At 65.0% G+C, this 25,907-nt stretch carries 19 protein-coding genes; 13 read left to right on the top strand and 6 right to left on the bottom strand.

The annotated features are described in order from the left end of the window. Positions 1-198: 198 nt before the first annotated feature. From HPY64_02810 to HPY64_02800, 3 genes are all read left to right on the top strand, one after another. Positions 199-1,701, top strand: coding sequence for a DHA2 family efflux MFS transporter permease subunit (locus HPY64_02810; protein ID NPV66061.1), 1,503 nt, complete (start codon positions 199-201; stop codon positions 1,699-1,701). A 163-nt stretch (positions 1,702-1,864) separates the two neighbouring features. Then, positions 1,865-3,673: an oligoendopeptidase F gene (pepF, locus tag HPY64_02805; GenBank protein NPV66060.1), complete on the top strand. Its 1,809-nt coding sequence runs from the start codon at positions 1,865-1,867 to the stop codon at positions 3,671-3,673. 106 nt (positions 3,674-3,779) lie between these two features. Next, the gene (locus tag HPY64_02800) at positions 3,780-5,378 is read left to right on the top strand and encodes a family 43 glycosylhydrolase (protein ID NPV66059.1); all 1,599 of its coding nucleotides are present in this window, start codon (positions 3,780-3,782) and stop codon (positions 5,376-5,378) included. Between the two features lie 16 nt (positions 5,379-5,394). On the opposite strand, the gene HPY64_02795 is transcribed toward HPY64_02800, so the two are convergent. From HPY64_02795 to HPY64_02775, 5 genes are all read right to left on the bottom strand, one after another. Further along, positions 5,395-6,969 (bottom strand): carbohydrate kinase, encoded by a 1,575-nt coding sequence (locus tag HPY64_02795; GenBank protein NPV66058.1) that lies wholly within the window; start codon positions 6,967-6,969, stop codon positions 5,395-5,397. A gap of 58 nt (positions 6,970-7,027) precedes the next feature. Next, positions 7,028-8,767 (bottom strand): glycerol-3-phosphate dehydrogenase/oxidase, encoded by a 1,740-nt coding sequence (locus HPY64_02790; protein NPV66057.1) that lies wholly within the window; start codon positions 8,765-8,767, stop codon positions 7,028-7,030. A 49-nt stretch (positions 8,768-8,816) separates the two neighbouring features. After that, the gene (locus tag HPY64_02785) at positions 8,817-10,409 is read right to left on the bottom strand and encodes an FAD-binding oxidoreductase (protein ID NPV66056.1); all 1,593 of its coding nucleotides are present in this window, start codon (positions 10,407-10,409) and stop codon (positions 8,817-8,819) included. Next, positions 10,406-11,149 carry a fatty acid metabolism transcriptional regulator FadR gene (gene fadR, locus HPY64_02780; protein ID NPV66055.1) on the bottom strand — a complete coding sequence of 248 codons (744 nt, stop codon included), beginning with the start codon at positions 11,147-11,149 and terminating at the stop codon, positions 10,406-10,408. Before fadR ends, HPY64_02785 begins: the two co-directional genes overlap by 4 nt. 151 nt (positions 11,150-11,300) lie before the next feature. Beyond that, on the bottom strand, positions 11,301-13,370 hold the full coding sequence (locus tag HPY64_02775) for a hypothetical protein (protein NPV66054.1): 2,070 nt from the start codon (positions 13,368-13,370) through the stop codon (positions 11,301-11,303). A gap of 139 nt (positions 13,371-13,509) precedes the next feature. Here HPY64_02775 and HPY64_02770 point away from each other — a divergent pair, with 139 nt between their 5' ends. The 10 genes from HPY64_02770 to HPY64_02725 all read left to right on the top strand — a co-directional run bounded on the left by HPY64_02770 (position 13,510) and on the right by HPY64_02725 (position 24,853). Further along, positions 13,510-13,767, top strand: a complete 258-nt coding sequence (locus HPY64_02770; protein ID NPV66053.1) for a DUF4342 domain-containing protein — start codon at positions 13,510-13,512, stop codon at positions 13,765-13,767. 357 nt (positions 13,768-14,124) lie between these two features. Beyond that, positions 14,125-15,372: an extracellular solute-binding protein gene (locus HPY64_02765; protein NPV66052.1), complete on the top strand. Its 1,248-nt coding sequence runs from the start codon at positions 14,125-14,127 to the stop codon at positions 15,370-15,372. 88 nt (positions 15,373-15,460) lie between these two features. Continuing rightward, on the top strand, positions 15,461-16,438 hold the full coding sequence (locus tag HPY64_02760; GenBank protein NPV66051.1) for a sugar ABC transporter permease: 978 nt from the start codon (positions 15,461-15,463) through the stop codon (positions 16,436-16,438). Positions 16,439-16,450: 12 nt separating this feature from the next. Continuing rightward, positions 16,451-17,281 carry a carbohydrate ABC transporter permease gene (locus HPY64_02755; GenBank protein NPV66050.1) on the top strand — a complete coding sequence of 277 codons (831 nt, stop codon included), beginning with the start codon at positions 16,451-16,453 and terminating at the stop codon, positions 17,279-17,281. Positions 17,282-17,297: 16 nt separating this feature from the next. Beyond that, a complete protein-coding gene (locus HPY64_02750) occupies positions 17,298-18,485 on the top strand; it encodes a hypothetical protein (protein NPV66049.1) in 1,188 nt (395 codons plus the stop codon). Between the two features lie 145 nt (positions 18,486-18,630). Further along, complete coding sequence (locus HPY64_02745) at positions 18,631-20,622, top strand: DUF4445 domain-containing protein (GenBank protein ID NPV66048.1); 1,992 nt, start codon at positions 18,631-18,633, stop codon at positions 20,620-20,622. 29 nt (positions 20,623-20,651) lie between these two features. Continuing rightward, entirely contained in the window at positions 20,652-21,542 is an 891-nt protein-coding gene (gene bmt, locus HPY64_02740) for a betaine--homocysteine S-methyltransferase (GenBank protein ID NPV66047.1), read from the top strand. A 38-nt stretch (positions 21,543-21,580) separates the two neighbouring features. After that, positions 21,581-23,017 (top strand): pyruvate kinase, encoded by a 1,437-nt coding sequence (pyk, locus tag HPY64_02735; GenBank protein ID NPV66046.1) that lies wholly within the window; start codon positions 21,581-21,583, stop codon positions 23,015-23,017. 138 nt (positions 23,018-23,155) lie between these two features. Then, positions 23,156-24,442 carry an erythromycin esterase family protein gene (locus HPY64_02730; GenBank protein ID NPV66045.1) on the top strand — a complete coding sequence of 429 codons (1,287 nt, stop codon included), beginning with the start codon at positions 23,156-23,158 and terminating at the stop codon, positions 24,440-24,442. Positions 24,443-24,526: 84 nt separating this feature from the next. Then, positions 24,527-24,853, top strand: coding sequence for a DUF1475 family protein (locus tag HPY64_02725; GenBank protein NPV66044.1), 327 nt, complete (start codon positions 24,527-24,529; stop codon positions 24,851-24,853). Here the strand turns inward: HPY64_02725 and dusB are convergent, their stop codons facing one another. Next, positions 24,854-25,900, bottom strand: a complete 1,047-nt coding sequence (gene dusB, locus HPY64_02720) for a tRNA dihydrouridine synthase DusB (protein ID NPV66043.1) — start codon at positions 25,898-25,900, stop codon at positions 24,854-24,856. It lies immediately after the preceding gene. Positions 25,901-25,907 lie beyond the last annotated feature (7 nt).

The raw sequence follows: 25,907 nt of genomic DNA, 5'->3' as shown, positions 1-25,907 counted from the left end.
TATGTTACATTTCTGGCAGTCTCTTGGGTTCCCGGCTTCCCGGTCTCTGGCTCTGTTGCTCCCGGTTGCAGGAGCGCCGCCGGGAGCAGCGCCCGAATGCCCGTCAGTATTGACACCTGGCCTAAAAAGCGCCATGCTTTTGACCCGGCTTCATCTGCCCGGATGGCCTGCGCCCGCCTCGCTCCGTAAGGGGGTTCCATGACTATCTCACCCGCTGCGCCCGCGCCAGATTACAGCCGGAAGTGGCTGGTGCTGATCGCGGTTGGTATGGGCACATTCCTGACAACGATCGACAGCACGATCGTCACTGTTGCTCTGCCCACACTGGTCGGGCAGCTGCAGACCGACTTCCCCACCATTCAGTGGGTGACGCTTTCCTACCTGCTAACGTTGACGGTGCTCCTGTTGAGCATGGGGCGCCTGGGAGATATCGTCGGCAAAAAGCGCCCCTACCTGACTGGCATGGCCGTCTTTGGGGTGGCGTCGGCGCTGTGCGGGCTGGCGTCGGATGTGCGGATGCTGATCGGCTTTCGGGTGGTGCAGGCAGTGAGCGCAGCCATGATGCAGGCCCTGGGCATGGCGATCATTACCGAAGCTTTCCCGCCGACCGAGCGCGGGCGGGCGCTGGGGATCAGCGGATTGCTGGTATCGGCGGGCATCCTGACCGGCCCTGTGCTGGGTGGTATCCTGATCGATCAGGTCGGCTGGCGCATCATCTTTTATGTTAATGTGCCCGTGACGGCGATCGGTCTGCTGATGGTCAGCCGTCACGTGCGCCCCGGCGAACGGCGGCCCGGCCAGCGCTTTGACCTTGTTGGCGCGGCAGCACTGGGCGTCAGCCTGGGGGCGCTGATGATCGCGCTGACGCTGGGCCAGAATTGGGGCTGGGGGGATGGCCGCACGTTGGCCCTGTTCGGTGTGTTTGCCGTCTTCTTTGCCGCGTTTATCCTGATCGAGTTGCGTGTCCAGCAGCCGATGGTTGATCTGACCCTGTTCCGCAACCCGCAGTTTGCCATCAGCCTGACCATGGCGGTGGTCATCTTCATCACTGCTGCCAGCCGGATCATCATCCCCTTCTTTCTGGAACTGGGTGTAGGTGTGCGGGTGACTGACATCGGCCTGATTCTGGCGGTGTGGCCGATCAGCATGGCCCTGATGGCCCCGGCGGCGGGCTGGCTTTCCGACCGGATCGGCAGCATGAAGATTTCGCTGGTCGGGCTGGTTGTCAGCCTGGGTGGGTACTGGCTGCTGGCGACGTTTGTGCGGCCGGATCTTTCTCCGGCGCTGTTCGCGTTGCTCAGCGCCCCGACTGGGCTGGGCATCGGGCTGTTCCAGGCGCCCAACAACAGTGCCGTGATGGGCAGCGTGCCGCGGGAGCGGCTGGGACTGGCCGGTAGCTTCCTGGCCCTGACGCGCAACATGGGTCAGCTGGTCGGGATAGCCGCCATTGGCGCGCTGTGGGCCAGCCGCACGCTGGCTAACCTGCCGCCGGAGCTGGCCGGGACGATCACCGACGCCAGCGCCGCCCCGCCCGCTGCCATCGCCGCCGGTACGGCGGAGACTTTCCTCGTCCTGGCGGGGGTGACCGGCCTGCTGGTGCTGCTGGGTGTGTGGGGTGTACGGATCGAGAACCGCCAGCGGGCGGTGCGCGCCGCCGCGCTCCCCGGCGCGGAGATTGGCTCCGCCAACGCCAGGCGCTGATCCCCAGTGTGAAGGCAAGGGGTGAGGGGATTGTTCATCCCACCCATAATAAGGCAATGCAAACTGGCACTACCTGATAAGAGCTGCCTGATAGTACCTGCGCTATAATTGCCCCTGCATCTTTCCCGGCGGCGAAAGCCCGCCAGAACAGATTGGAGAGACTATGACCGCCTCTGTACCGCCGCGCAGCGCAATCGCGCCGGAATACACCTGGAACGCTCCCAGCGTCTTTCCCACCCCGGCGGATTGGGAAGCCGAACTGCAGGCTATCCAGGCTGAACTGCCCGGAATCAAGGCTTACCAGGGCCGCCTGGCGGAAGGCCCGGCCATCCTGTTGCAGGCCGTTGATGCCCTGCAGGCCATCGCCAAGCGGGTCAATATTGTCTATATGTACGCGTCCATGAGCTACAGCGTAGACACCACTGATCAGGTCGCTGCGGCCCGCTACAACCGGGCGCAGGGTCTGTACGGCCAGGTCATGGCCGCCCTGGCTTTCTTTGACCCGGAGTTGATCGCCATTGGCGAGCCAACCATCCGCCGCTGGCTGGCCGAGGAGCCGCGCCTGGCTTACCTGGAGCACTACGTGGACAACCTGTTCCGCCAGCAGGCACATGTCCGCTCGGCGGAAGTGGAGGAGTTGCTGGGGCTGCTGGCCGACCCCTTTAGCGGGGCCAACAACACGTACAGCCTGCTCACCGACTCTGACCTCAAGTTCCCGCCCGCCATCGATTCGCAGGGTCGCCAGATCGAAGTGACTCAGGGCACGCTGGGGCATATCCTGGACGGCGCCGACCGCGAGGCACGCCGCACCGCCTGGGAAGGTTACGCCGATCAATACCTGGCCCACAAGAATACTCTGGCCAGCACCCTGCTGACCTCGGTCAAGCAGAACGTTTACCGCATGCGCGCCCGCCGCTACGCCTCCACCCTGGAGATGGCCCTCTCCCGCCAGAACATCCCGCGCAGCGTGTATGATAATCTGCTGGCCATCTTCAAGAAGAACCTGCCAACCTGGCACCGCTACTGGCGTGTGCGCCGGCAGGCGTTGGGTGTGGATACGCTACATCCCTATGACATCTGGGCGCCGCTGAGCCAGCAATCGGGGCCGGAAGTGCCCTACCAGCAGGCGGTCGAATGGATTTGTGCCGGGCTGGCCCCGCTGGGCGAGGAGTATGTCTCCCGCGTCCGGCAGGGTTGCCTGGTCGACCGCTGGGTGGATGTCTACCCCAACCAGGGCAAGAGCGCTGGAGCCTTCTCCTACGGGGCGCACGGCACCCACCCCTTCATCATGATGAGCTACACCAACAGTATCAGCAGCGTCAGCACACTGGCTCATGAACTGGGCCACTCAATGCACTCCTACCTGACCTGGCAAACGCAGCCGGTGATTTACGGCGAATACGCGATGTTCGTGGCGGAGGTCGCCTCCAACTTCCACCAGGCCATGGTCCGCGCCTATCTGCTGGAACAGTTCAGCAACCCGGCCTTCCAGATCAGCGTCCTGGAAGAGGCGATGGACAACTTCCACCGCTATTTCTTCATCATGCCCACGCTGGCCCGCTTTGAGCTGGAAGTCCATGAACGTGTCGAGCGCGGCGAGGGTCTCTCCGCCGACGACCTGATCAACCTGATGGCTGACCTGTTCGCGGAAGGCTACGGCGGCGAGATGCACATCGACCGCGAGCGGGTGGGGATCACCTGGGCGCAGTTCGGCCACCTGTACGTGGACTACTATGTTTTCCAGTACGCGACCGGTATTTCTGGCGCGCACGCCATCGCCCGCCGCATCCTGAGCGGCGTGCCAGGCGCAGCACAGGATCACATCAACTTCCTCAAGGCAGGTGGCTCGCGCTACCCGGTGGATGCGCTCAAGCTGGCCGGCGTTGACCTCAGCCAGCCGGAGCCGGTTGAGGCAGCCTTTGAGGTGCTGGCCGGTTATGTGGATCGGCTGGAACAGTTGACGGCAAAGTAGGATGGTCGCCAGCGGGGCGCGGCAGGCAGGGGCCGCGCCCCTGTTGCTGCAATCGCAGTAGAATGATCATGCGCGATCTACGGTGAGGAAAGAGGCTCTGAAGGCTATGAAACCCTATCTGCCTGTGTTCCTGCTTTTGTGCGGTCTGTGCCTGCTACCGGCGATACCCTCCCACGCAGCGATCACCTGCGTCTTCACCAATCCCCTGATCGGCGCAGGCCAGGACCCCTCCGTGGTACAGCATGACGGCTATTACTACCTGGTGCAGTCGAGCGCCAGCGGCCTCTCCATCGCCAAGTCGCCCACCCTGACCGGTCTGGCGACGGCAGAAGCCGTGTTCGTCTACAGCCCGCCGCGCGGGCAGCCTTACAGCTACGACCTGTGGGCGCCGGAGCTGGTCTACCTGGATGGCGCGTGGTACATCTACGTGGCGGCCACTGAACGACCGGGCGCCAACTATACCCACCGCATGTACGTGCTACAGGCCGATACCGCCGATCCGCAGGGTTCGTGGACGATGAAAGGCAAGGTCTACGACCCTACAACCGACAAATGGGCGATCGACGGGACGGTCTTTGAGTACGAAGGGCAGCTCTACATGGTGTGGTCCGGCTGGCCCGGCGATCAGGGGGACTTCCCGCAGAATCTCTATATCGCGCCGATGAGCGATCCACTGACGATCAGCGGCCCGCGCCGCCTGATTTCTGAGCCGGATCAGCCCTGGGAACGGTCGGTCGCCGCCATCCAGGAGGGGCCGGAAGCGTTCATCCATAACGGCACGCTTTCCATCGTCTACTCGGCGGACGCCAGCTGGTCGCGGGCCTACAAGCTGGGCATGCTGGTGCTCACCGGGGACGATCCGCTGGACGCCGCTTCCTGGACGAAGGTCGGGCCGGTCTTCAGCGGCTACTCCGATGAAACCGGCAACGCCTACGGGCCGGGGCATAATTCAACACCCGTGCTTTCCCCGGATGGCAGCGAAAGCTGGCTGTTCTACCATGCCAAGACCAAACCGGGCGACGGCTGGGATGACCGGGCCATCTTCGCCCAACCCTTCACCTGGAACGAGGACGGTACGCCCAACTTCGGGCGTCCGGTGCCTGCCGGGGCGACGATCCCCCTGCCTGCCGGCGAACTGTGCGGGCTGGTCGCCGCGGATGGGGATATCCTGGCCGCTTCGCTGGAAGCGCCACCTGAGGGCGTGTTTGAGCTACAGGAAGGTTTCATCGACACCGGCATGAGCTGGCTCGACACGCTGGGCAGTTTCACCGTTGCGGCGGAGGTGCGCGTCGCCGATCCTGCCACTCCCGCGCCGATCCTCAGCCAGGATGGCGGCATCGCCAGCAACTTTGTCCTGGAATATACCGGCGAAGGCTTCGCTTTCACGTTGTTCGCGCCGTTTGGCAATATGTCGATCAGCGCCGCTGCGCCGCTCGTCCCGGCGGCGGATCAGTGGGTGCATCTGGTAGGTGTCTGGGACGGCCAGACCAGGCAGGCGACGCTGTACGTGGATGGCGAACCCCAGGCGACTGTCGCCCTTGAGGCCTGGGCGCCTTGGTCGGCGCGGGGCAATACCATCCTCGGCGCGCTACGCCAGGGCGGCAAGCGAACCGGCGCGTTCTCCGGTGCGATCAGGAATGTGCAGTTATACAGCGGTGCGCTGGACGCCGCTGAAGTGCAGGAGGTGTTCAACAGCCTGCACTGATCGCTGTCGCGGCGGCCTAGACCGCCGGGCTGCGCCCGTCGTGGAGTGCCGTCATGGCCTGTAATGCCTCGTATAGCGGCCGTAGCCGGCCGTACATCGGGCGGTAGACACGCTCGTACAGTTCATTGTAGATCTCGTGCGTGGCCGCGTCTGGCTCAAAGACGCGGCCCGTGCGTGTCATAGCCCGGACGGCTGTCTCAAAATCCGGGTGCAGGCCCAGCCCAACCGCTGCATCGATAGCCGCGCCTAGACCGGAGGTCTCGTACGTGTACGGACGGGCAGTTGGCAGGCCGAAGACATCAGCGGTGAGTTGCAGGGCGGCGTCGCTTTGGGAGCCGCCGCCGGAGACGCGCAACTCGGTCACCGCGACGCCACTGCGCCGCTCCGTGCGTTCCTTGCCCTCACGCAGGGCGTAAGCCAGCCCTTCCAGGATGGCCCGGTAGACATGGGCGCGGGTGTGGGCGGCGTTGAAGCCGATGATCGCCCCCCGTGCCTCCGGCCCCGGCACACGCAGGCCGGGCGACCAGAACGGCTGCAGGACCAGTCCCTGCGATCCCGGCGGCGCGGCCCGCACCAGATCGTCAAAGAAGCTCTCCGGTTCGACGCCCCGCTCCTCCGCCAGCAGAATTTCCCGCAGGCCGAACTCTTCCTTGAACCAGCTGACCATCCAGTAGCCTCGATAGATCTGGATCTCCAGGCTGTAGCGGCCTGGCACAGCGGAAGGATACGGCGGGATCAGGGGGATGACCTCGATGTAGCGGCGGTGGGTGGTGTTGATCGTGGCTGTCGTGCCGTAGCTCAGGCAGCCGATGTGCGGTTCCAGGCAGCCGGAGCCGATCACCTCGCAGGCTTTGTCTGCCGCTGCCGCGATCAGGGGTAGGCCCTCCGGCAAGCCCGTCGCCGCCGCCGCTTCCGCCGTGATCTGCCCCAGCACGCCCGCCGGGGGCACCAGATCGGGCAGCAGGGCCGGGTCCAGCGGCACGGCCTGCCACTTCCAGTCCCAGCCGCGCGCCCAGGTCAGGCGTTTGTAATCAAAGGGAATGTAGCCGACCTGGCAGCCGACCGAATCGACAAACCGCCCGGTCAGGCGGTAAGTCAGGTAGCCGGAGAGAAACAGGTATTTGTGCGTGGCCGCCCAGACTTCTGGCTGGTGCGTCCTGATCCAGTTGGCCTCGGCCTCGGCCTGCAGGTAAGCCACCGTGTCAGACATGCCCACCAGCCTAAAGGCCAATCCCCACAGTCCACCAACCGGCCGTAGACCCTCCGTGCGACGCTGATCCAGCCAGACAATGGCCGGGCGCAGCGGTTTCCCGGCCCGATCAACGTTGATCAGGGTGGAACGCTGGGTGGTCAGGGTCACTCCCGCCACTGCTTCGGGGCGAATGGCGGTCCCTGCAAATAACTGGTGCGTGGCCTGGCATAGCGCCTGCCAGAAGTACTCCGGATCCTGCTCCGCCCAGCCAGGCTGCGGGGCAACATAGGGCTTGATGGGCACCCGGGCCTTGCCCAGCAGCCGCCCGTCCAGGTCAAAGAGCAGCGCGCGCACGCTCTGCGTGCCGTTGTCAATCGCCAGGATCACGTCACCCGCCATGGACGCCCTCGCTTAAACAGGTCATGGAACTCAGGGCTGTGCCGCCCATCGCTGATGACTATACTACCGCGCCATCCCGGCTCGCACGACGGCGCCACCGCGACAGCAGCGCCAGTGCCGTCAGCCCGGCCAGCAGGAACAGCGGTCTCCGGAAGCTATAGGGGCTGGCCAGCCGCGCCGCGCGGGCGTCCAGCAGCATCGTTTGCCAATCCGGGATCAGGGCGCGCTCCGGCAGGCTGTAGGCAGCCCGCCACAGCGCCCGGTAAGCAGTCTCCTCAGCCTCCCAGCGGGCGTCATCCCAGCCCAGTTCCGGCTGGCAGATCGCGCGGACACGGGCCATCTGCCCGGCTCCGCCTTCCGGCAGGAGCAGACCCAGCCGCACACGGCGCAGCAGCAGGTCGTCCAGATGAACCACACCTTCCGCCCGCGCCGCCCAGCGCAATTCCGCCCACAGTGTGCGCGTGCCGGGGATCGGCTCCAGCTCGCCCGGCCCCGCTGCTGCCACCAGCGCCGGCGCGTCTGCACCGTAACGCCCCAGCAACCGCCGCCGGATCGCGGGCGGCAGACTCTCCGCGCCAGGCAGGTTAACATCCACCGCTGCCAGTACCGGATGGTCGGCGCTGATCTCGGCCAGTTCCGGCAGGCGGTCACGCACGGCCCGCAGCGCGTCCACGGCAATCAGGCGGAAGGTGGTCAGTTTGCCGCCGGTGACAGTCAGCAGACCGTCTTCCTGCCAGACAACGTGCTCCCGTGATTCTTTGGAAGGGTCGTCCTTGCCTGTCCCGATCACTGGCCGCACCCCGGCGAAGGTGGCGATCACGTCGTCCAGCGTGATGTTGCAGGCGGGGAACTGGTGCTGGATGGCAGCCATCAGGTAGGCGACCTCTGCCGGGCTGATGTGCGGTTCCTCATCCAGCGGGGCGTCATGATCCAGATCGGTCGTGCCGACCAGTGTCACCCCCTCCCAGGGGAACAGAAAGACCGGGCGATGATCGATGGGATGCAGGAAGCTGACGGCCTGAGCCAGCGGTAACCGCCAGGCAGGGAGGATGAGATGGCTGCCACGCAGGGGCCGGATCCGCGCCTCGCCGCCAACCTGCGCCCGCAGCCGGTCAGCCCAGGCACCGGTGGCGTTGATCACGACGCGGGCGCGGGTTTCGGCTTCGCGGCCGGTGACGGCATCCCGCAGGCGGATGCCCCTTACCGCGCCATCCTCGCGGATCAGCCCGATCGCTGCCACGTAGTTGATCGCCACACCGCCATCGGCGACCGCCTCGCGGATCAGACGCAACACCAGCCGGGCATCATCCGTCTGGGCATCGCCGTAGCGGAAGCCACCCTCCAGGCGGTCAGGCGTGATGTGCGGGGCCAGCATCCGGAAGTCTTCCGGGCGGTAGCGGCGGTGAGTCCATTGCAGGGCCATCAAGTCATAGAGAGAAAGACCGGCCTTGTATGTCCAGCGACCGGGGCGGTCGCCCTTGTGCGTTGCCAGCAGGAAGCCCAGCGGGTCGATCAGGCCGGGGCCGTCTTCCAGCAGATGTTCACGCTCGCGCACGGATTCCAGCGTCAGGCGGAGCTTGCCCTGGGCCAGGTAACGCAGCCCACCATGCACCAGTTTGGATGAGCGGCTGCTCGTTCCCCAGGCGAAGTCCCGCGCTTCCACCAGCAGTACATGCAGCCCTGTCCGGGCCGCCTCCCGCAGAATACCCGCACCGGTGATCCCCCCGCCGATAACGATGATGTCCCAGTCTGTCCCCAGCCGCTCCCAAACGCTATCGCGCCAGTTTCTACCCCACATCATGCCCTCTGCTTTCCCATCACCCGCCGGCAACGATTGTCGCTCCCCTTCATTCGATCAGTTTGCCCGGATTGAGCAGGCCGTCCGGGTCGAAATAGGCGCACAGTGCCCGGATCGCGCCCAGCCCCAGCGCCCCTTTCTCCGCCGCCAGATAGGGCGCATGATCGACACCGACGCCGTGCTGATGGCTGATCGTGCCACCGCCAGCCACAATCGCCTCGCTTGCCCGGCCTTTGAGCGCCCGCCAGCGGCGCAGGTTTTCTTCCGGATCGGCGGCCAGGCGGAAGATGTACGTGGTGTAGACGCTGGAACCATGCGGATAGACATGCGAAAGGTGGGTGAAGACATGCACCCGCTCATCCACATCGGCCAGCGCTGAATGCAGCGCGCTCTCGATCGCCGTTACCAGCGCCGGGATACGTTCCCAGGGTGCGGCGGTCTCCAGCGTGTCGACGCCATAGCCGCGCTCCCAGAGTGTATTGCGCAGGTAAGGCGTGCGGAAGCGCGACTTGTGCCACTGCTTGCCAAACGTCTGGCCAACATGGATGCCACCATGCTCTTTACACAGGCCCAGCGCTTCCCTCAGCGCGGTCCTGGCGACCTTCTCCCATCCGGTAACGGCGATGATCAACATGCACTTCTCATCTTTGACTCCGCGCAGGGCCAGCATACGCTCCAGCGCCCCGATCAGGCGATCATGCCCGGCCAGAGCCAGGGTGGTGATCGTCTCCCCCGGGGTGCTAAGGCGCAGCATGGAAAGCGGTAACCCGGCCCCGGCGATGGCCCGCACGGCCTCCCGTCCGCGTTCCCAGTCCGGCAGGAAGACGCCGTGGAAAGCTTCAACCTGCGGCAGGCGAGAGGCGCGCACGCTGGCCTGCGTGATCACCCCCAGCCGTCCTTCCGACCCCAGCACAATCTCGCGCAGGTCCGGCCCCGCCGCTGACGCCGGGAAGTCCGGCAAAACCAGCGTGCCGGTTGGCGTTTCCACCACCCCGCCGGAGAACAGCCGCTCAATCCGCCCGTAGCCCAGCGATTGCTGACCACTGGAACGCGTGGCAATCCAGCCGCCCAGAGTCGAGAACTCGAATGATTGCGGGTAGTGGCCGAGCGTGAAACCGCGGGCGCGGAGTTGCGCCTCCAGGTCGGGGCCGGTGACGCCCGCCCCAAAGCGGGCCAGGCCGCTGGCCTCGTCCAGGCTTTCCAGGTGATTCATCCGGGCCAGGCTGATGGTCAACACCGGTGCGTCACCAGGCAATGGGTTGATATGGCCAACAACGCTCGTCCCACCGCCGTAGGGGATCACCCGCGCCCCGGCATCCCGCGCATAGCGCAGCAGTTCACGCACTTCCTCGCCCGCCGTGGGAAAGGCCACGCCGTCCGGCAGCGGTCCGATCCGCCCACTGCGCAACGCCACCCAGTCCGGGAAGCTCTGGCCGCGGGTGTGACGCAGGCGCGTTTCGGCATCGGTGACGATCAGCGGATGCGGCGGCAAACGCGAGGGCGGGGCGGTTGCCAGCACGTCTTCCAGTGCCGCGTCGACCGGCGGCGTCGCCGGTCCCAGCGCCTCTTCCAGGAAATGGGCTGCGCCTTCCGGCAGGGGATAATCCTGGGTGTCGTCGCCCCAGCCATTCCAGCGCCTCATGGTTGTTCCTCCTTCCGCCGCCACCCCTCGCCGGGGGACTGAGCGATCAGGGCATGCTGCGCCTGCGCCCACAGGGTGATGCTGTGGGCCATCACCTCGCGGGTGACCATCTCGGCACGGGGGGCGTCGCCAGCACGGGCGGCTTCCAGGAGCGCTGCGTAGTAAGCGCGGGAAACGCTCCGGGCTTCTGCTGTGGCGAAGTAGTGGCAGGCCAGGCTTTCATAAAAGCCAGCGAAGCCATTCAAAATCATTGCATAGACAGGATTGCGGGAGGCGATTGTCAGGCCGTGCTGCAGGCGCCAGTCGTAGGCGGCGAAGGCTGGCGGTGCTTCCGGCAGGCTATCGGCCTCCGCCAGCAGAACCGCCACACCTGGCGCATCGTGGATCACCGCCAGGCGGGTATAGGAAGGCGCCAGGTCAAGCCGCACCTGCAGCAGGTTGCTGACGAAATCGTCCGGCAGGGTGCGGCTGTAGCGCACAATACCGCTGATCACATTCAGTCCGCCTTCCCACCAGAAAGCGTTGACCAGCGTTGACTTGCCCTGTTGGATAGTGATCCAGCCGTCGCGCTCCAGGCGGCGCAGGACTTCGCGCAGGGTCGGGCGGGTGACCCCCAGCCGAGCGGCCAGCTCACGCTCAGCGGGCAGGGCGCTGCCGGGAGGGAAGTCACCCTCAAGGATGGCCGAGATCAGGGCTTCTTCAACGTGGTCAACGGGGCGCTTGGGCGCGGACCAGTTCATAATCACCTCGCTTCGCGGTGGTTAACTGGTCAGTGGTCTGACCAGTTAATTTCAGTATGGCATAGTCCGGCAGGCGATGTCAAGCAGCGAGCGAAAAAGAGGGCAGATAATCAAGGGCAAGAGCCATGGAGGCCGGGATCAGCGGCTCTGCTCAGGCCGGGCGAATCCAGCTCCAGACCCAGGCCAGGTAAGCGGCATAAGCGTAGACGCCGCTGAGAACATGCCAGGCGAACAGCGCCGCCCCGATGCGGAACCGCCAGCCCCATCCGGACTCGCGGGCCTGCTGTACAAAGAACAGCAGAGCAGTCACGTAGAGGATGAACAGGGCGATCTGGGCGCCCCAGCGGAAGTTGGCAGCGGAAGGCGCGCCTTGTTCCGCAAAGAACAAGTAGTAACCCATGGCAATGGCAAAGCCCAGCCAGGCGAGGGTCAACCCGCCATCGCGGATAGCCTGTCTTCCGTACAGCACGGTCACCAGCAGGGGGAACAGCACCGAGCAGAGGGTGAACACAACCAGCCACACCGCCCAGGGTTGGGGGGCAAAGAGGCGGAATACAGCGAAAGGCTCAATGGTGAAGCCGCTCTCCGCTTGAGCCGAGCCATAGTTGAAGTAGAACTGCCAGCCCAGGATGGCGACTGTCGGCAAGATCAGCCCACCGAGCAGCAACCACCAGTCCAGCCGCTTTCCGCGCAACCAGCGGGCGGCCGCCAGCAGGGCAAGCGCTGGCAGGAGGACAATCGCATAGTTTGGCTTGGCCCACGTAGCCACAACAGATACCAGCGCCGCTGGCCAGGCCATCCCTGGCGCTCTCTGGTCAGAAAGTACGCGCAGTGCCACAATGAATTGCAGCAACGCAAACGGCCGCATCAGCGGATAGGTCGGGTTATGCAACGGCTGCAGGGAGATATACGCCAGCCGGTAGGTGTAGCTGTCATAGCCCGGTACAGGCAGGGTTGCCACATCCATCAGGCAGACGGCCAGCGCCAGCCCGGCCAGCAAGCCCGCCTGCGGCCACCCCTCTGCCCGGTCTAATGCTTGCCCCAGCAGGACATAGGCGAGCGCAGAGGTGCTGGCGTAGGCTGCTGCACCGACCAGAATGCCGGCAACCGTGAGATCACCCCCTGGAATCATCCCTGCCAGGGCTACCGCCAATGCCTGGAACAGAAAATGTGGCAGTGGCGTTGTCCCGCTTTCGAGTACGGCAGCCGCAAAGTTCAGATGCACCCAGTAATCGTCGGTCGTCTGTACCGCCTGGCTGAGCAAATAGCCGTAGAGCAGCGCCGTCACCCCGACAGCGCCGATCAGCCCCACCGCGTCGTAGCGGCTCAGGGATAGTGACAGGCGGAGTCGCGCTCCGCGCCAGACATCCGCCGCCAGGACGGCCAGCAGCACCGCGCCACACAGCGCCAGCAGGCCCGCCGGGTACAGCAGCCGGTTAGGCGGGAAGCGATAGTTGCGCTGGCTACCGTCTCGGAAAGTGACCGTCAGGCGCAGATCGTGAATATCGGCTCCGCACAGGTGTCTTTCCCCCTGGCCGGTGACGGCTTCGCCGTTGAGCCACACCTGCTGGATGCCCTCTACCGTCCAGACCAGCATTGTACAATCGTCGGGAGGGCGGATCGGTGTCGCGCTGAAAGAGACCAAACCGCCGCGTTCCGCAGTCCAGATCGTCAGCGGTGCGGGGTTAACGAACAGCCAGATCAACCAGGCGCCGATCCCCGCTGCTGCTAGCAGCAGCATCCCGGTGATGATTTCCCGCCGCCGCTCATCGAGCGCCGGGAACAGCCCGATCGCCGCCGCACCACCCAGCCCGACAATAGCCGCCAGCGCCAGCCAGAACTCGCCGCGTCCGGTCAGCGCCGGGATGTGCAGGGCATAAAAGCGTTCCGCGCCGCTGGAGGTGATGATCCGCAGGATGGGGGTGATGATCCCTTCGTCTTCTCTGGCGCACAGCAGGCGTGACCCTTCTCCGGTCACGCCTTCGCCGTCGAGGTAGACCTCGCGCACGCCAGCGACCGCCCAGGCCACGGTAACGCAGCCGCCGGGCAGGATTGTCCAGCGTCGGTCAGCGCTTAGATGTATCTGTGCCCCTTCATCGGCGGCGGTCAAACTGGCGCTCCCTGGCGCGATCGCCAGGACGATCAGCACGAGGGCGATCGCCAGGGCCAGCAGCCCCGCCGCCGCTGTGAGCCATCCTCTGCCCGCTGTTTTCACCGCCATGTTACGTTCCTCGCTGGCCGCTCGTTTCCGCGCCGATTGTACTGGCGCAACCAGAATCGGCAAGCTGCGGCGCAACCCACCACCAGTTTGGCGCGTATATAGCAATAGAAACCGCCAGATTGCCAAGGGGGAAACAGCCGTGTCGGAAGATCGCAAGCAGAAGCGCAAGGAAACATTCGAGTTCTCCACGCAGGATGTGGGCAAGCGGCTCCAGCAACTCCTGGAAGACATCAACGCCTACCAGGTAATCCTGCGCCGTCAGGACGGTTCCACCATCGTCAGTCTGCCGGGTCTGGTTGCGCTGGTCATTGGGCTGGTGGTGCCACAGCTGGCCCTGCTGATCGTCATCGCCCATCTGCTGGACCTGCTGAAGGTCGCCATCAACCGCCGCGACTGAGCAATCCGGGTATGCAACGAGCCGGGTGTATCGGACACCAACCAGGCCATTGCTCTTGTCGGTCAGCTTTCAGGTCAATTTATCGGTAGCGGGGGCCAGCCTTCCAGGGCTGGCCCCTGGTTGTTCTGCCCGGAATACCTGTCCAGATTGCCCGAATCAGCTTCCAGCTATATACTGAAAAAAGCTCAGGGACAGGGTAACGGCCAGCTAGGCCACCTGCCTATCCCTGGCACGGGCAGGGAGGGGGCATCTCTTCGGCAGTCACTGCCCGTAAGATTAGGATTTCCTGATGTAATATAGGTCAAGTAAGGAGAGAGAGAAGTGAAGCTCAGACTGACCCTGTTGCTGGTCGCTGCTATGCTGCTGGGCCTGATCCCCTCTGTTAGTGCACAGGGTGGTGAAATCGCCCTGACGATGGGATCGTGGCGTGTCGATGATGTTGCTCAGATGCAGGTGATCCTGGACGCCTTCCACGCCGTTTATCCCAATATCACCATCACTTTCGACCCGACCAACCCGCCCGACTACAATGCCACGTTGCGCACCCAGCTTGAAGGCGGCACAGCCCCTGACCTGTTCTACCTGCGCTCCTATGCCACCTCCCGCCAGCTCTTTGAGGAAGGCTATCTGGAGCCGCTGGGCGACCTGCCCGGTCTGATGGAGAACTTCACCGAGGCTGCGCGCGCCCCGTGGGCGACTGACGATGGCCTGCCTTACGGCGTGCCCTTCATCGCTGTGTCGCACGGCGTCTACTACAACATCGATCTGTTCAACGAGCTGGGCCTGGAAGTCCCCCAGACCTGGGAAGAACTGCTGGCCGTTGCTCAGGCGATCAAGGACGCCGGCTATGATCCCTTTGCCAACGCCAGCGGTGACGAGTGGACGATCGCCGAGATCGTGTTCATGAACATCGCCCCGACCTTCATCGGTGGCTATGAGGGCCGCCAGGCCTACCTGAATGGCGAGCGCTGCTTCAACGACGAGCATGCTGTCGCCGCCTTCCAGGCGGTGGCTGACCTGGCGCCCTTCCTGCCGGAAGGCCAGGAAGCGCTGACCTACTACGACAGCCAGCAACTCTTCCTGATGGGCGAAGCGGCCATGTGGCTGGGCGGCTCCTGGGACATCCCCTTCTTTGAGAGCGAGGCGCCGGACTTCGAATGGAGCGTCTTTGGCATCCCCGCCCCGGAGGGCCAGGAGCAGCGCTATGTGACCTTCCACATGGATGCGGGCATGGGCCTCAACGCCGCCGCACCTGACGACCACAAGGAAGCCGCCAAGCTCTTCCTGGAGTGGATGACCACGCCAGAGTTCGCTACCCTGATGGGCGACACGCTGCCCGGCTTCTTCCCGATCTCCAACCATCCGATTGAGCTGAGCAACCCGCATGCCAACGCATTCCTGGCCCTCAACGAGGGTGCTGGCCTGGATGTCCGCTGGGCGTGGGAAAAGCTGCTGGATGGCCAGCCTGACGGCTACACGCTGATGCAAAACGGTGCGCTGGCCGTGATCGCGGGCACGATGACCCCGCAGGAAGCCGCTGATGCGCTGCAGGAAGGCCTGGCCCAGTGGTTTGAGCCAGCCCAGAACTGCCCCGCCGGGATGTAGTTTCATGGCGTAGCGTGTTACACTGGGGGCGATCCAGCGATCGCCCCCATTTGTTCTGGGTACCGCCAGCTAGCGACAGGAGCCGCCTATGGCTAACTCAGTCCTTGCGCCGGCGCGGGCCAGCGAACAGGTCGAGATCACGCGCTGGGATGTCCAGCGGCGACGCACCTGGGTGCTCTTCCTGATCCCGGCTCTACTCATCTACACGATCTTCATGGCCTTCCCGCTGTTCAACTCGATGCGGCTGAGCTTTTATCAGGGCCAGGGCCTGACGCCCGACCGTTATGTCGGCTTTGAGAACTATGTCACCCTGTTCACCAATCCGCTGTGGCGCGACCGTTTCTTTAACGCTGTCGGCAACACGTTTGTCTTCTTTGCCATTCACATGCTGGTCCAGAACACCCTGGGCCTGCTCTTTGCCACCCTGCTGAGCAACACCCGTCTGTTCGCTCGCAACGTCTACCGGGCGATCATCTTCACCCCGGCGACCATGTCTGTCCTGGTGACCGGCTTCCTGTGGACGCTGATCCTCAACCCGCGCTGGGGGATGCTCAACCAGGTGCTGGAATGGGTCGGGCTGGGAGCGCTGGCCCGCCCCTGGCTGGGCGATGCTAACCTGGCTCTGCCGGTGATCTCGCTGGTCTCGTCCTGGCAGTGGGTGGGCCTGCCCACCATGATGTTCCTGGCCGGGCTGCTGACCATCTCCGACGAGCTGAGTGAGGCGGCGCGCGTCGACGGCGCGAGCGCCTGGCAGATTTTCTGGCGGATCAAGCTGCCGCTGCTCCGTCCGACCATCGGTATTGTCTCTGTGCTAACCTTCATCGGCAACTTCAATGCCTTCGACGTGATCTTCGCCATGGCCGGGGCGCGCGGCGAGCCGGCTTACGCCACCGACCTGCTGGCGACTTTCTTTTACCGCACGGCCATCGCCGGAGAACACCCGGTGGCCCAGCCGAATATGGGCCTTGGCGCGGCGGTAGCGACCTGCACCTTCCTGATCCTGCTGACCGGCGTGAGCCTGTGGTTACGCTTTGGCCGCGGCGGGGAAGAAACCCTGGCGGGCTAGGAGGTACGCACGATGACCCGACGCTTTTCCCCCGGCATGATCGTCACCCATCTGGTCCTGCTCGCCTGGTCGCTGGTCGTGCTGATCCCGGTCTGGACGATGCTGATCAACTCGATCAAGCCCAAGCGGGAGATCTTCCGCAACCCGTTTGGCCTGCCCTCAGAGATCACCCTGGACGGCTACAGCAACGCCTGGACAGCCGGACGCTTTGACCTGTACTTCCGCAACAGCATCATCGTCAGCGTGGCCTCCCTGCTGCTGATCCTGCTATTTGGCTCGCTGGCGGCGTACGCCCTGGCCAACTGGCGTTCGCGCCTGTCCAGCATCCTGTACATCTACTTCATTGCTGGCTTGATGATCCCGATCCGCCTGGGCACGATCAACCTGTTCCAGATCATCCAGAGCCTGGGGCTGACCGATAACCTGCTGGGGTTGATCCCGATTTACGTGGCGATGGGGATGCCGATCGCGACGTTTGTACTGACCAGCTTCATCCGTTCGGTGCCCGCCGAACTGAGCGACGCGGCGCGCATCGACGGAGCCAGCGAGTGGCGGGTGTATCTCTCCGTGATTCTGCCGCTGATCCGCCCGGCCCTGGCGACAGTGACCATCTTCAACCTGTTGCCGATCTGGAATGATCTGTGGTTCCCGCTGATCTTCATCCGTAATCAAGAGGCGCGGACGGTCACGCTGGGCGTGTCGCTGCTCTTTGGCCAGTACCAGACGGACTGGACACGGGCGCTGGCGGCGCTATCGATGGCCGCCGTGCCGGTGCTGGTGGCTTACCTGCTGATGTCCAGCCAGTTCATCAAAGGGCTAACGGCTGGCGCGATCAAGGGCTGATCCACAAGGAGCGAACATGAACGGCAAAGAACGCATCGCGCGGGCCATGCGCTTCCAGTTGCCGGATCGCGTCCCGGTGATGTGCCAGCTGGCGCTGGGCCACTACTTCCTCAACCTGCGCGACCGGCTCAAACCGCACGAAATCTGGTTCACCAGCGAGGGCTTTGCCGAGGCGCTGTTGACCCTGCGCGAACGCTACCGCTTCGACGGCATCCTGATCAACATCCCCGGACGTGACCCCGACTGGCGGCGCGAGGTGCGCTCCATTGAGGAGACCGAACGCGGCGAGATTGTCACCTGGAAGGACGGCCTGCGTGTCCTCTTGCCCTGGGATGATAACGCCCTGCTGGAGCCGGATGACCCGACCAAAGCGCCGTACCCGGACTTCATGACCTTCGACCCCGACCGTGACCTGGAGCGGGTTGACGATTTCCCGCGCTACACCTGGGGCGTCTACCACACCCCGCACCTGCCCGGTAAGGCGCCCGGTCTGCTCCGCCAGCCGCCGGACTACTTCAGCCGTACGATCCGGCTGGTGCGGGCGGCAGTCGGGGAGACGATCTCCATTCACGGCGAGACGTTCTCCCCCTTCACCCACCTGATGGAACTGTTCGGCTACCAGAACGCGCTGATGTTGCTGGTGATGGATGCCGGACGGGCGTCAGCCATCCTGGACCGGCTGGCGGAAGCCAGCATCGCCTGGGGGGTGGCTCAGGCCGCCGAGGGCGTGGACGCCGTGCTGATCTCGTCGGCCTTCGCTGGCGGTGGCTTTATTTCCCCGGAGATGTACCGCCAGTTCGTTGTGCCTGCTGAGCGCAAGGTGGTGGATGGCATCCATGCCAGGTATCCCGACCTGCCCGTTTATACCCACACCTGTGGCAAACTGAACGACCGCCTGGAATTGATGCTGGAGACGCATACCCAGGGCGTGGACACGCTCGATCCGCCACCACTGGGCAACACCACCCTGGCCGACGCCAAGCGGCGCATCGGTGACCGGCTCTTCATCAAGGGCAACATGAACGCCGTGGAAATCCTGACGGACGACCGGGAGCAGATGTTCCAGCGGGCGCGGGAAGCGGTGGAGATCGGCAAGCCGGGCGGCGGTTACATCCTGAGCACGGCCTGCTCGGTTGCGCCGCATGTCGAGCCCTGGAAGCTGGAAATGTTGGTTGATATCGCTGAGGAATATGGCCAGTACTGACAGAGAGCCTTTGCCCCGGATCGGCACACGTGACAACAGTCGCCCCGACCGGCGAAAGATATGCATGGCAGCGGGACGCAGGTGTGCTACGATAGGGCCTTTGGGCTTCCGGAGCCGCATGCAGACCCGGCGAGACACGTAGCGCATGACCGACAACGCATATTCCACTCCATCCGAGACTCACCGTCTGATCCTGCTACCCTCCGGGCGGCGCGGAGAGGTGCCGCATGGCACAACCGTGCTGGCGGCGGCAGCGATGCTCGGCGTCGAGATCGAATCGATCTGTGGCGGGCGGCAGACCTGCGGCAAGTGCCTGGTCGCCCTGGAGCGCGGGACCTTCCCCCGCCACGGGATCACTTCTGCCGATGAACACCTTTCCCCGCCGGATGAGGCCGAGATCGCCTACGCCCGCAAGCATGGCATCAACCTGCGCGAACGGCGTATGGCCTGTGCGGCGCGTATCCTGGGCGATGTGCTGATCACCGTCCCGGAGGAAAGCCAGGCCCGCAAGCAGGTCATCCGCAAGGCTGCCGGCAATCTGACCATCGAGGTCGCGCCTGCTGTGCGCCTGGTTTACGTGGAAGTCGAACCGGCCACGCTGGGCGGCCCGGCGGACTGGCAGCGCGTACAGATCGCCCTGGCCGACCAGTGGGGCCTGCACGATCTGACGATCGACCCGGTCATCTTGCGCCGCCTGCAGGCCGCCCTGCGCGAAGGCGACTGGAAGGCCACCCTCACCGTCTGGCAGGGGCGGGAGGTGATCCGCGTCGCCCCAGGCTACGATGAGCGGTTATACGGCCTGGCCGTCGACATCGGCACGACCACCGTCGCCGCTTACCTGTGCGATTTGCGCACAGGCGCGGTGCTGGCGACCGAGGCCATGATGAACCCGCAGGTGCGTTACGGCGAAGACCTGATGAGCCGTATCTCCTACGGCATGGCCGAGCCGGGAGGTGTGGCCCGGATGCACCGGGCGATCATCAAAGCGCTGAACGATCTGGCGGCGCAGGCCGCCACTACCGCCGGGATCACGCCTGACGCCATCACCGACGCTGTACTGGTGGGCAATACTGTGATGCATCACCTGCTGCTGGGCATCGACCCGACTTACCTGGGTGCAATGCCCTTTGCGCTGGCCACCCATGACGCGGTAGACGTCAAAGCCCGCGATCTGGGTCTGACCGCCCTGCACCCCGGCGCGATGGTGCATGTCCTGCCCTGCATTGCCGGGTACGTTGGCGCGGATAACGTCGGCGTCCTGCTGGCCGAACAGCCCACCCTGGACGATGGCATCAGCCTGATTGTGGATATCGGCACCAACGCCGAAATCCTGCTTGGCAACCGCGAGCGCCTTCTCTCCGCCTCCAGCCCGACCGGCCCTGCCTTTGAAGGCGCACACATCAAGCACGGGCAACGTGCTGCGCCGGGGGCCATCGAACGGGTGCGGATCGACCCGGCGACCGGGGCCGTGCGCTATCGCGTGATCGGCGATGAGCGCTGGAGCGATATGCTGGACGAGGGCGAATCGCTGCGTCCTACCGGCATCTGTGGCTCTGGTATCATCGAAGTTGTGGCCGAGCTTTTCCTGGCCGGGCTGATCGATCGCACCGGGCGCTTCGTCCCTGATGCACCAGCGCGTTGCCCCGCGGTGCGCTGGCAGGGCAACCTGGGCGAACTGGTGCTGGCCGGCGCGGAGGAAAGCGCCACCGGCCAGCCGATCGTCGTCACCCAGAAGGACATCCGCGCCATCCAGCTGGCCAAAGGTGCGCTCTACGCCGGGACGCGGATGCTGATGGATCGGCTGGGCGTCGACCATGTTGATCGCATCCGGCTGGCCGGGGCATTCGGCACTTACATCGATCCGTACCACGCTATGGTGATCGGGATGCTGCCTGACTGCGACCTGGAACGTGTCGTCGCGGTGGGTAATGCCGCCGGGGATGGGGCGCGGCTGGCCCTGCTCAATGTCGAGCAGCGGGCGCTGGCCCGCCGGGCTGCCCGGCAGGTCGAATATGTGGAGACGGGCGGCACACCCATCTTCCAGGAACGCTTCGTGGAGGCGATGACACTCCCCCACGCCCATGACCCGTTCCCGCGGCTGGCCGCCATCCTGCCGCCGGGCGCTGCCAATCGTTGATCAAGGATCGTCAGCACGGAGAGAACACCATGAAAACCACCCTGCAGGACCTCCTGGCCGCCGGAAAGTCCATCATCGCCGACGGCGCAATGGGGACTATGCTCTTCAGCCTGGGGCTGGAACAGGGCCGCGCCCCGGAACTGTGGAATGTCGAGCAGCCGGATAAGGTGCGCAGCGTCTACCGGGGTTATATTGAAGCCGGGGCGCAGATCATCCTGACCAACAGTTTTGGCGGTTCGCGCTTCCGGCTGGGCCTGCACGGTCTGGGCGACCGCGCCGCCGAGTTGTGCCGCGCCGCCGCTGCACTGGCCCGCCTGGAAGCCGACGCTGCCCCCCATCCGGTGGTCGTCGCCGGTTCGATCGGCCCGACCGGGCACATGCTGGAACCGTTTGGCCTGTTGAGCGTAGCCGAAGCGACCGCCGCCTTTGCGGAACAGGCCCGCGCCCTGGTGGAGGGCGGCGCGGATGTCCTGTGGATCGAGACGATGTCCGACCTTAACGAGGTGCGGGCTGCCGTGGAGGGTTGCCGACAGGCCGCGCCGGGCGTCCCCTATGTCACCACGATGACCTTTGACACCAACGGCCGCACGATGATGGGCGTCACGCCGGAACAGGCCATCGCCGAACTGGGGGCGCTGGGGCCGCTGGCGCTGGGCGGCAACTGCGGCAAAGGTCCCGATGAACTGGAGGCCGTCATCAACCGGATGCGGGCCGTGAACCCGGATGTTGTGCTGGTAGCCAAGGCTAACGCCGGTCTGCCGCGCCTGGAAGGCGGCGCGGCGGTCTACGACGCCACGCCGGAGGTGATGGCCGATTTCGCCGTCCGCCTGCAGGCCGCCGGGGCGACGATCATCGGCGCCTGCTGCGGCAGCACCCCGGCCCACATCCGCGCTATCGCCGAACGCTTGCAGATCGGTTGACCCGGCTGACTTCCAGCGAAAGCGAGGATACCCATTCGATGCGCGCCACCAAGATTGTCGCTACCCTCGGCCCGGCGGTCGATTCCTATGAGTCGATCGTCCGGCTGATCCAGGCCGGGATGAACGTCGCCCGCCTTAACTTTTCGCATGGCGATCATGCGGAACACGCCCGGCGTATTGAGCTGGTACGGCGGGCCGCCGCTGAACTGGGCCAGCCTGTCGCCATCCTGCAGGACCTGGCTGGCCCCAAGATGCGTACCGGCGAGCACCTCCACGATGAGCCGCTGGTTTTGAAGGCAGGCCAGCAATTCACCCTGACTACCGACGACGTGCTTGGTACATCCGAACGGGTCAGCACCACCTACAAAGCCCTGCCGCAGGATGTCCATCCTGCTGATCGCATCCTGCTCTCTGACGGGCGGATCGCTCTGGAAGTGCTGGAAAAAACGGCCACGGAGGTGATCTGCCGGGTCTGCAACGGCGGCGTGTTGCGCCCCAAGCAGGGCATCAACCTGCCCGGCGTCAACATCAGCGCCCCCAGCGTCACCCGCAAGGACATCGCCGATCTGGAGTTCGGCCTGGCCCATGACGTGGACTACGTGGCAATTTCGTTTGTGCGCCGCGCCGGGGACGTGGAACAGGTCAAGAAGCTGATCGCCGGGGCCGGGCGCAACGTGCCCGTCATCGCCAAGATCGAGCGACCAGAGGCGCTGGCCGTGCTCAATGACATCCTGGACGTCGCCGATGGCGTGATGGTCGCCCGCGGCGATCTGGGCGTCGAAATCCCGCTGGAGCAGGTTCCGCTGATTCAGAAGCACATCATCGCCGCCGCCAACCGCCGCGCCGTGCCGGTCATCACCGCCACCCAGATGCTCGAATCGATGATCAACGATCCTTCACCTACCCGCGCCGAGGTCAGTGATATCGCCAATGCCATCCTGGATGGCAGCGACGCCGTGATGCTCAGCGGCGAAACGTCAATCGGCCAGTATCCGGTCGAGGCCGTACAGACGATGGCCGCCATCGCCGCCGCTGTCGAAACCAGCGGTACGCTACCCCCGCATTCCCATACCGATTCTACCGACTGGGTACTGCACGAGGTGCAGACGATCCCGCAGGCCATCGGCACAGCGGTCAGCGCGATCACCAAGGCGCTGGCGGTGAACGCCATCTGGGTCTTCACCCAGTCCGGGCGGACAGCGCGGCAGGTTTCCCATTACCGGCCGGCAGTGCCGATCATTGCCCTGACGCCCTATGATCATATTTATCGCCGCCTGGCGCTGCTGTGGGGCGTGCAGCCGCTCAAATCGGACTACTACGAGGATGATCTTGAGTTCTGGCAGCAGATTATCCCGACGGTCATCCAGAGCGGGTATGCCAGACCCGGCGATACCGTAGTCATCACCGGCGGGCATCCGTTTAACCAGCACGGCCCGACCAATTTCCTCAAGATCATGCAGATCGGGCAGGAGTAGCGGCGCTGGCGGAACGGCGCAGCTCCAGAAGGCGACCAGGCGAGGGGGGCTTCCCGCGCCTGGTTTTCTTTGGGCGTTTCCCGGTGGTACGATCCGGTGCAGGTCTGAGCAGCCTCCCTGGTACAGGAGTGTTGGTCGATGAGCTATCGCACGCTCGATGACTGGATCCGGCAGGAAGCGATTCCGTTCGACCTCGATTCGCCAGCCACCCTCACCGCCGCTGTTGACGGCATCCTCACCTCCCTGGATGATTCAGTAGTCTTGCTCGGGCTTGGCGAGGCGCTCCACGGTGGCGAGGAGATTCTTGCTTTCCGCAACCGGCTCTTCCAACGGCTGGTGGTCGCCCATGGTTTCAGCGCCATTGCCATCGAGAGCAGCTTCCCCATGGGACGGATCGCCAATGACTACGTGGTCGGTCGCGGCCCGGATTCGTATGAGGCCGTGCGGGATGCCGGTATCAGCCATGGCTTCGGCCAGCTTGAAGCCAACCGCGAACTGATCGAGTGGATGCGGGCCTATAACGCCGATCCGGCCCACCGGGTCGAACTTCACTTTTACGGCTTCGATATGCCGGTTGCCACAGGCAGCATGGCCAGCCCGCGGCAGGTGCTGTACGCTGTCCTCGATTACCTGGCAGCCCTGGAGGTCGCCGGTAGCGAGGAGTACCGCCAGCGGATCGAGCCGCTGCTTGGCGCGGATTCCGACTGGGAAAATCCAGCGGCGAATATTGACCCGACTCAGGCGGTGGGACTCTCGCCCGCCGCGACCGCTCTGCGCATCACCACAGAAGACCTGCTGACCGAGTTGCGGGTGCGCTGCCCGGAACTGGTCGCCAGAGGCGGCCAGGATCGCTATCTGGAGGCCGCCCACTACGTGGCTATAGCCCGGCATCTGCTGAACTACCATGCCGCGACGGCAGCCGGTGCGGACTTTGGCTTCCGGCTTGGCATCCGCGACGCCCTGATGGCCGACAACCTGGCCTATATTGTGTGCCGCGAGGAGGGGCGGGGGCGTGTCCTGGCTTTTGCCCACACCAGCCACCTGCAGCGCGGGCAGGCCGTCTGGCCGTGGTATACCTTCTGGCCAGCGGGATCGCAACTCAATACGATGTTCGGCCCGCGTTACGCCGTCATCGGCACAGCGGTAGGAACCTCCGAAGCGAACGGCATCGGCCAGCCCGAACCCGGTTCCCTGGAGGCGCGGCTGACAGCCCTGCCGGGCACGGCGCTGGCCATCCCGACTCACCGGGGCGCCGGGCTGCCTGATGCGGAACTCGCCGCGTTGCCGACGCGCTCCGGCAGTGCCAGGAATCCAAGCTATAGCCCGTTAACCGCCCGGAGTTTCACTGACTTCGACTGGCTGGTCGTCCTGGATTCCGTCACTTACACCCGTGGCGGGCCACCGCTGGAGGGTAGCGGGGCATAGGCGGGAGGCGCGGGTGATCGGTGGCGATCGGGTGGCGATTCGCGTCGGGTGTGCGCCGTTTTTATGTTGAAGGGAGAAGCCCCTATGACCGTGGCGAAAATTTTGGCGGCTATCGGTTTTGTGATCATGGCCGTCGCCATCATCTATGGCCTGGCCAGCGCCAGCTTTGGCACAGAAGGTGCGGTGATCGTGGCCCTGACCTGGGGCCGTATCACGCTGATCGATATCTACATCAGCTTCCTGCTGATCTGGGGCTGGATGCTCTACCGCGAAGCGTCATGGCCGCGGGCGTTGATCCTGCTGGTGCTGATGATCGTGCTGGGCAGCCTGACCGCTACCGGCTACACGCTTTACGCGCTGGCGACCAGCGGCGGCGACTGGCGGCGCTTCTGGCTGGGCCGGCGGGTCTGATCAAACAGGCGCGGCGAGGGCGGGCAAAGTCGCCAGCCACGGTGACGCCGGGTCGGCTTCTGCCGCCAGGGGTAACAGCAGCGTCTCGATTCCGGCCAGCGATTCGCAGCGCAGCAGGCCGCGCCGCAGCTCGGCAGCGCCGGGTGCGTCCAGCCGGTAGCGGGAGAAGTGCTTGCGCAGTTCCAGGACGGTGACGGCCTCGCTGTGCCGGGCGAAGGCCATCGCCAGCCGGGCGTGATGCAGGGCGATGGCGGCTCGTTCCGCCGGGGTTGGCCCCGGCAGCGGTTCCCCGGTGTGTAGTTCGTGGGCGATCTGGCGGAAGATCCAGGGGTTACCCCGCGCCGCGCGCCCGATCATCACCCCGTCGCAGCCGGTGTGGGCGAACATGCGGGCTGCGTCGGCGGCACTGGCTACGTCGCCATTGCCGATCACGGGGATGCGCACAATCTCCTTAACCCGGCGGATGATGTCCCAGTCGGCCCGTCCGCTGAAGCCCTGCCGGGCATAACGGGCGTGTACAGCGATCAGCTTCGCACCGGCATCCTCGGCGGCGCGGGCAAATTCGAGCGCCGTCGGGCGCTCCTCGTCCCAGCCGCTGCGGACCTTGACCGTCACCGGCACATCCACCGCCCTGACCACTGCTTCCACCACACGGGCCGCCAGGCGCACGTCGCGCAACAGGGCTGCTCCCGCGCCCTTCTGGGCCAGTTTGGGCACCCAGCAGCCCATGTTGATGTCCACAATCTCCGCCCCACGGGCGACCACTTGTTGCGCCGCGGCGGCGATGACTGCCGGATCGCTGCCGTAGAGCTGGACGGCGATCGGACGCTCGTCCCGCTCCCAGGCAGCAATATCCAGGGTGCGGCGGTTGCGGCGGGTGATACCATCGCTGCTGATCAGTTCGGTATAGACCAGGCCACAGCCACCCAGAGCGCGGATCAGCACCCGGAAGGGATAGTCGGTGTATCCGGCCATCGGAGCCAGGATCAGCGGGGGATCGATGGTGATGCCGCCGAGCGTCAGCGGCTGGAGCGTGGATACGGTCATGGGCCTC

It is taken from the genome of Anaerolineae bacterium (assembly GCA_013178165.1).
Taxonomy (GTDB): domain Bacteria; phylum Chloroflexota; class Anaerolineae; order Aggregatilineales; family Ch27; genus Ch27.
Note: the sequence above shows the minus strand (reverse complement) of the source record. Positions and strands in the feature narration are given on the sequence as shown.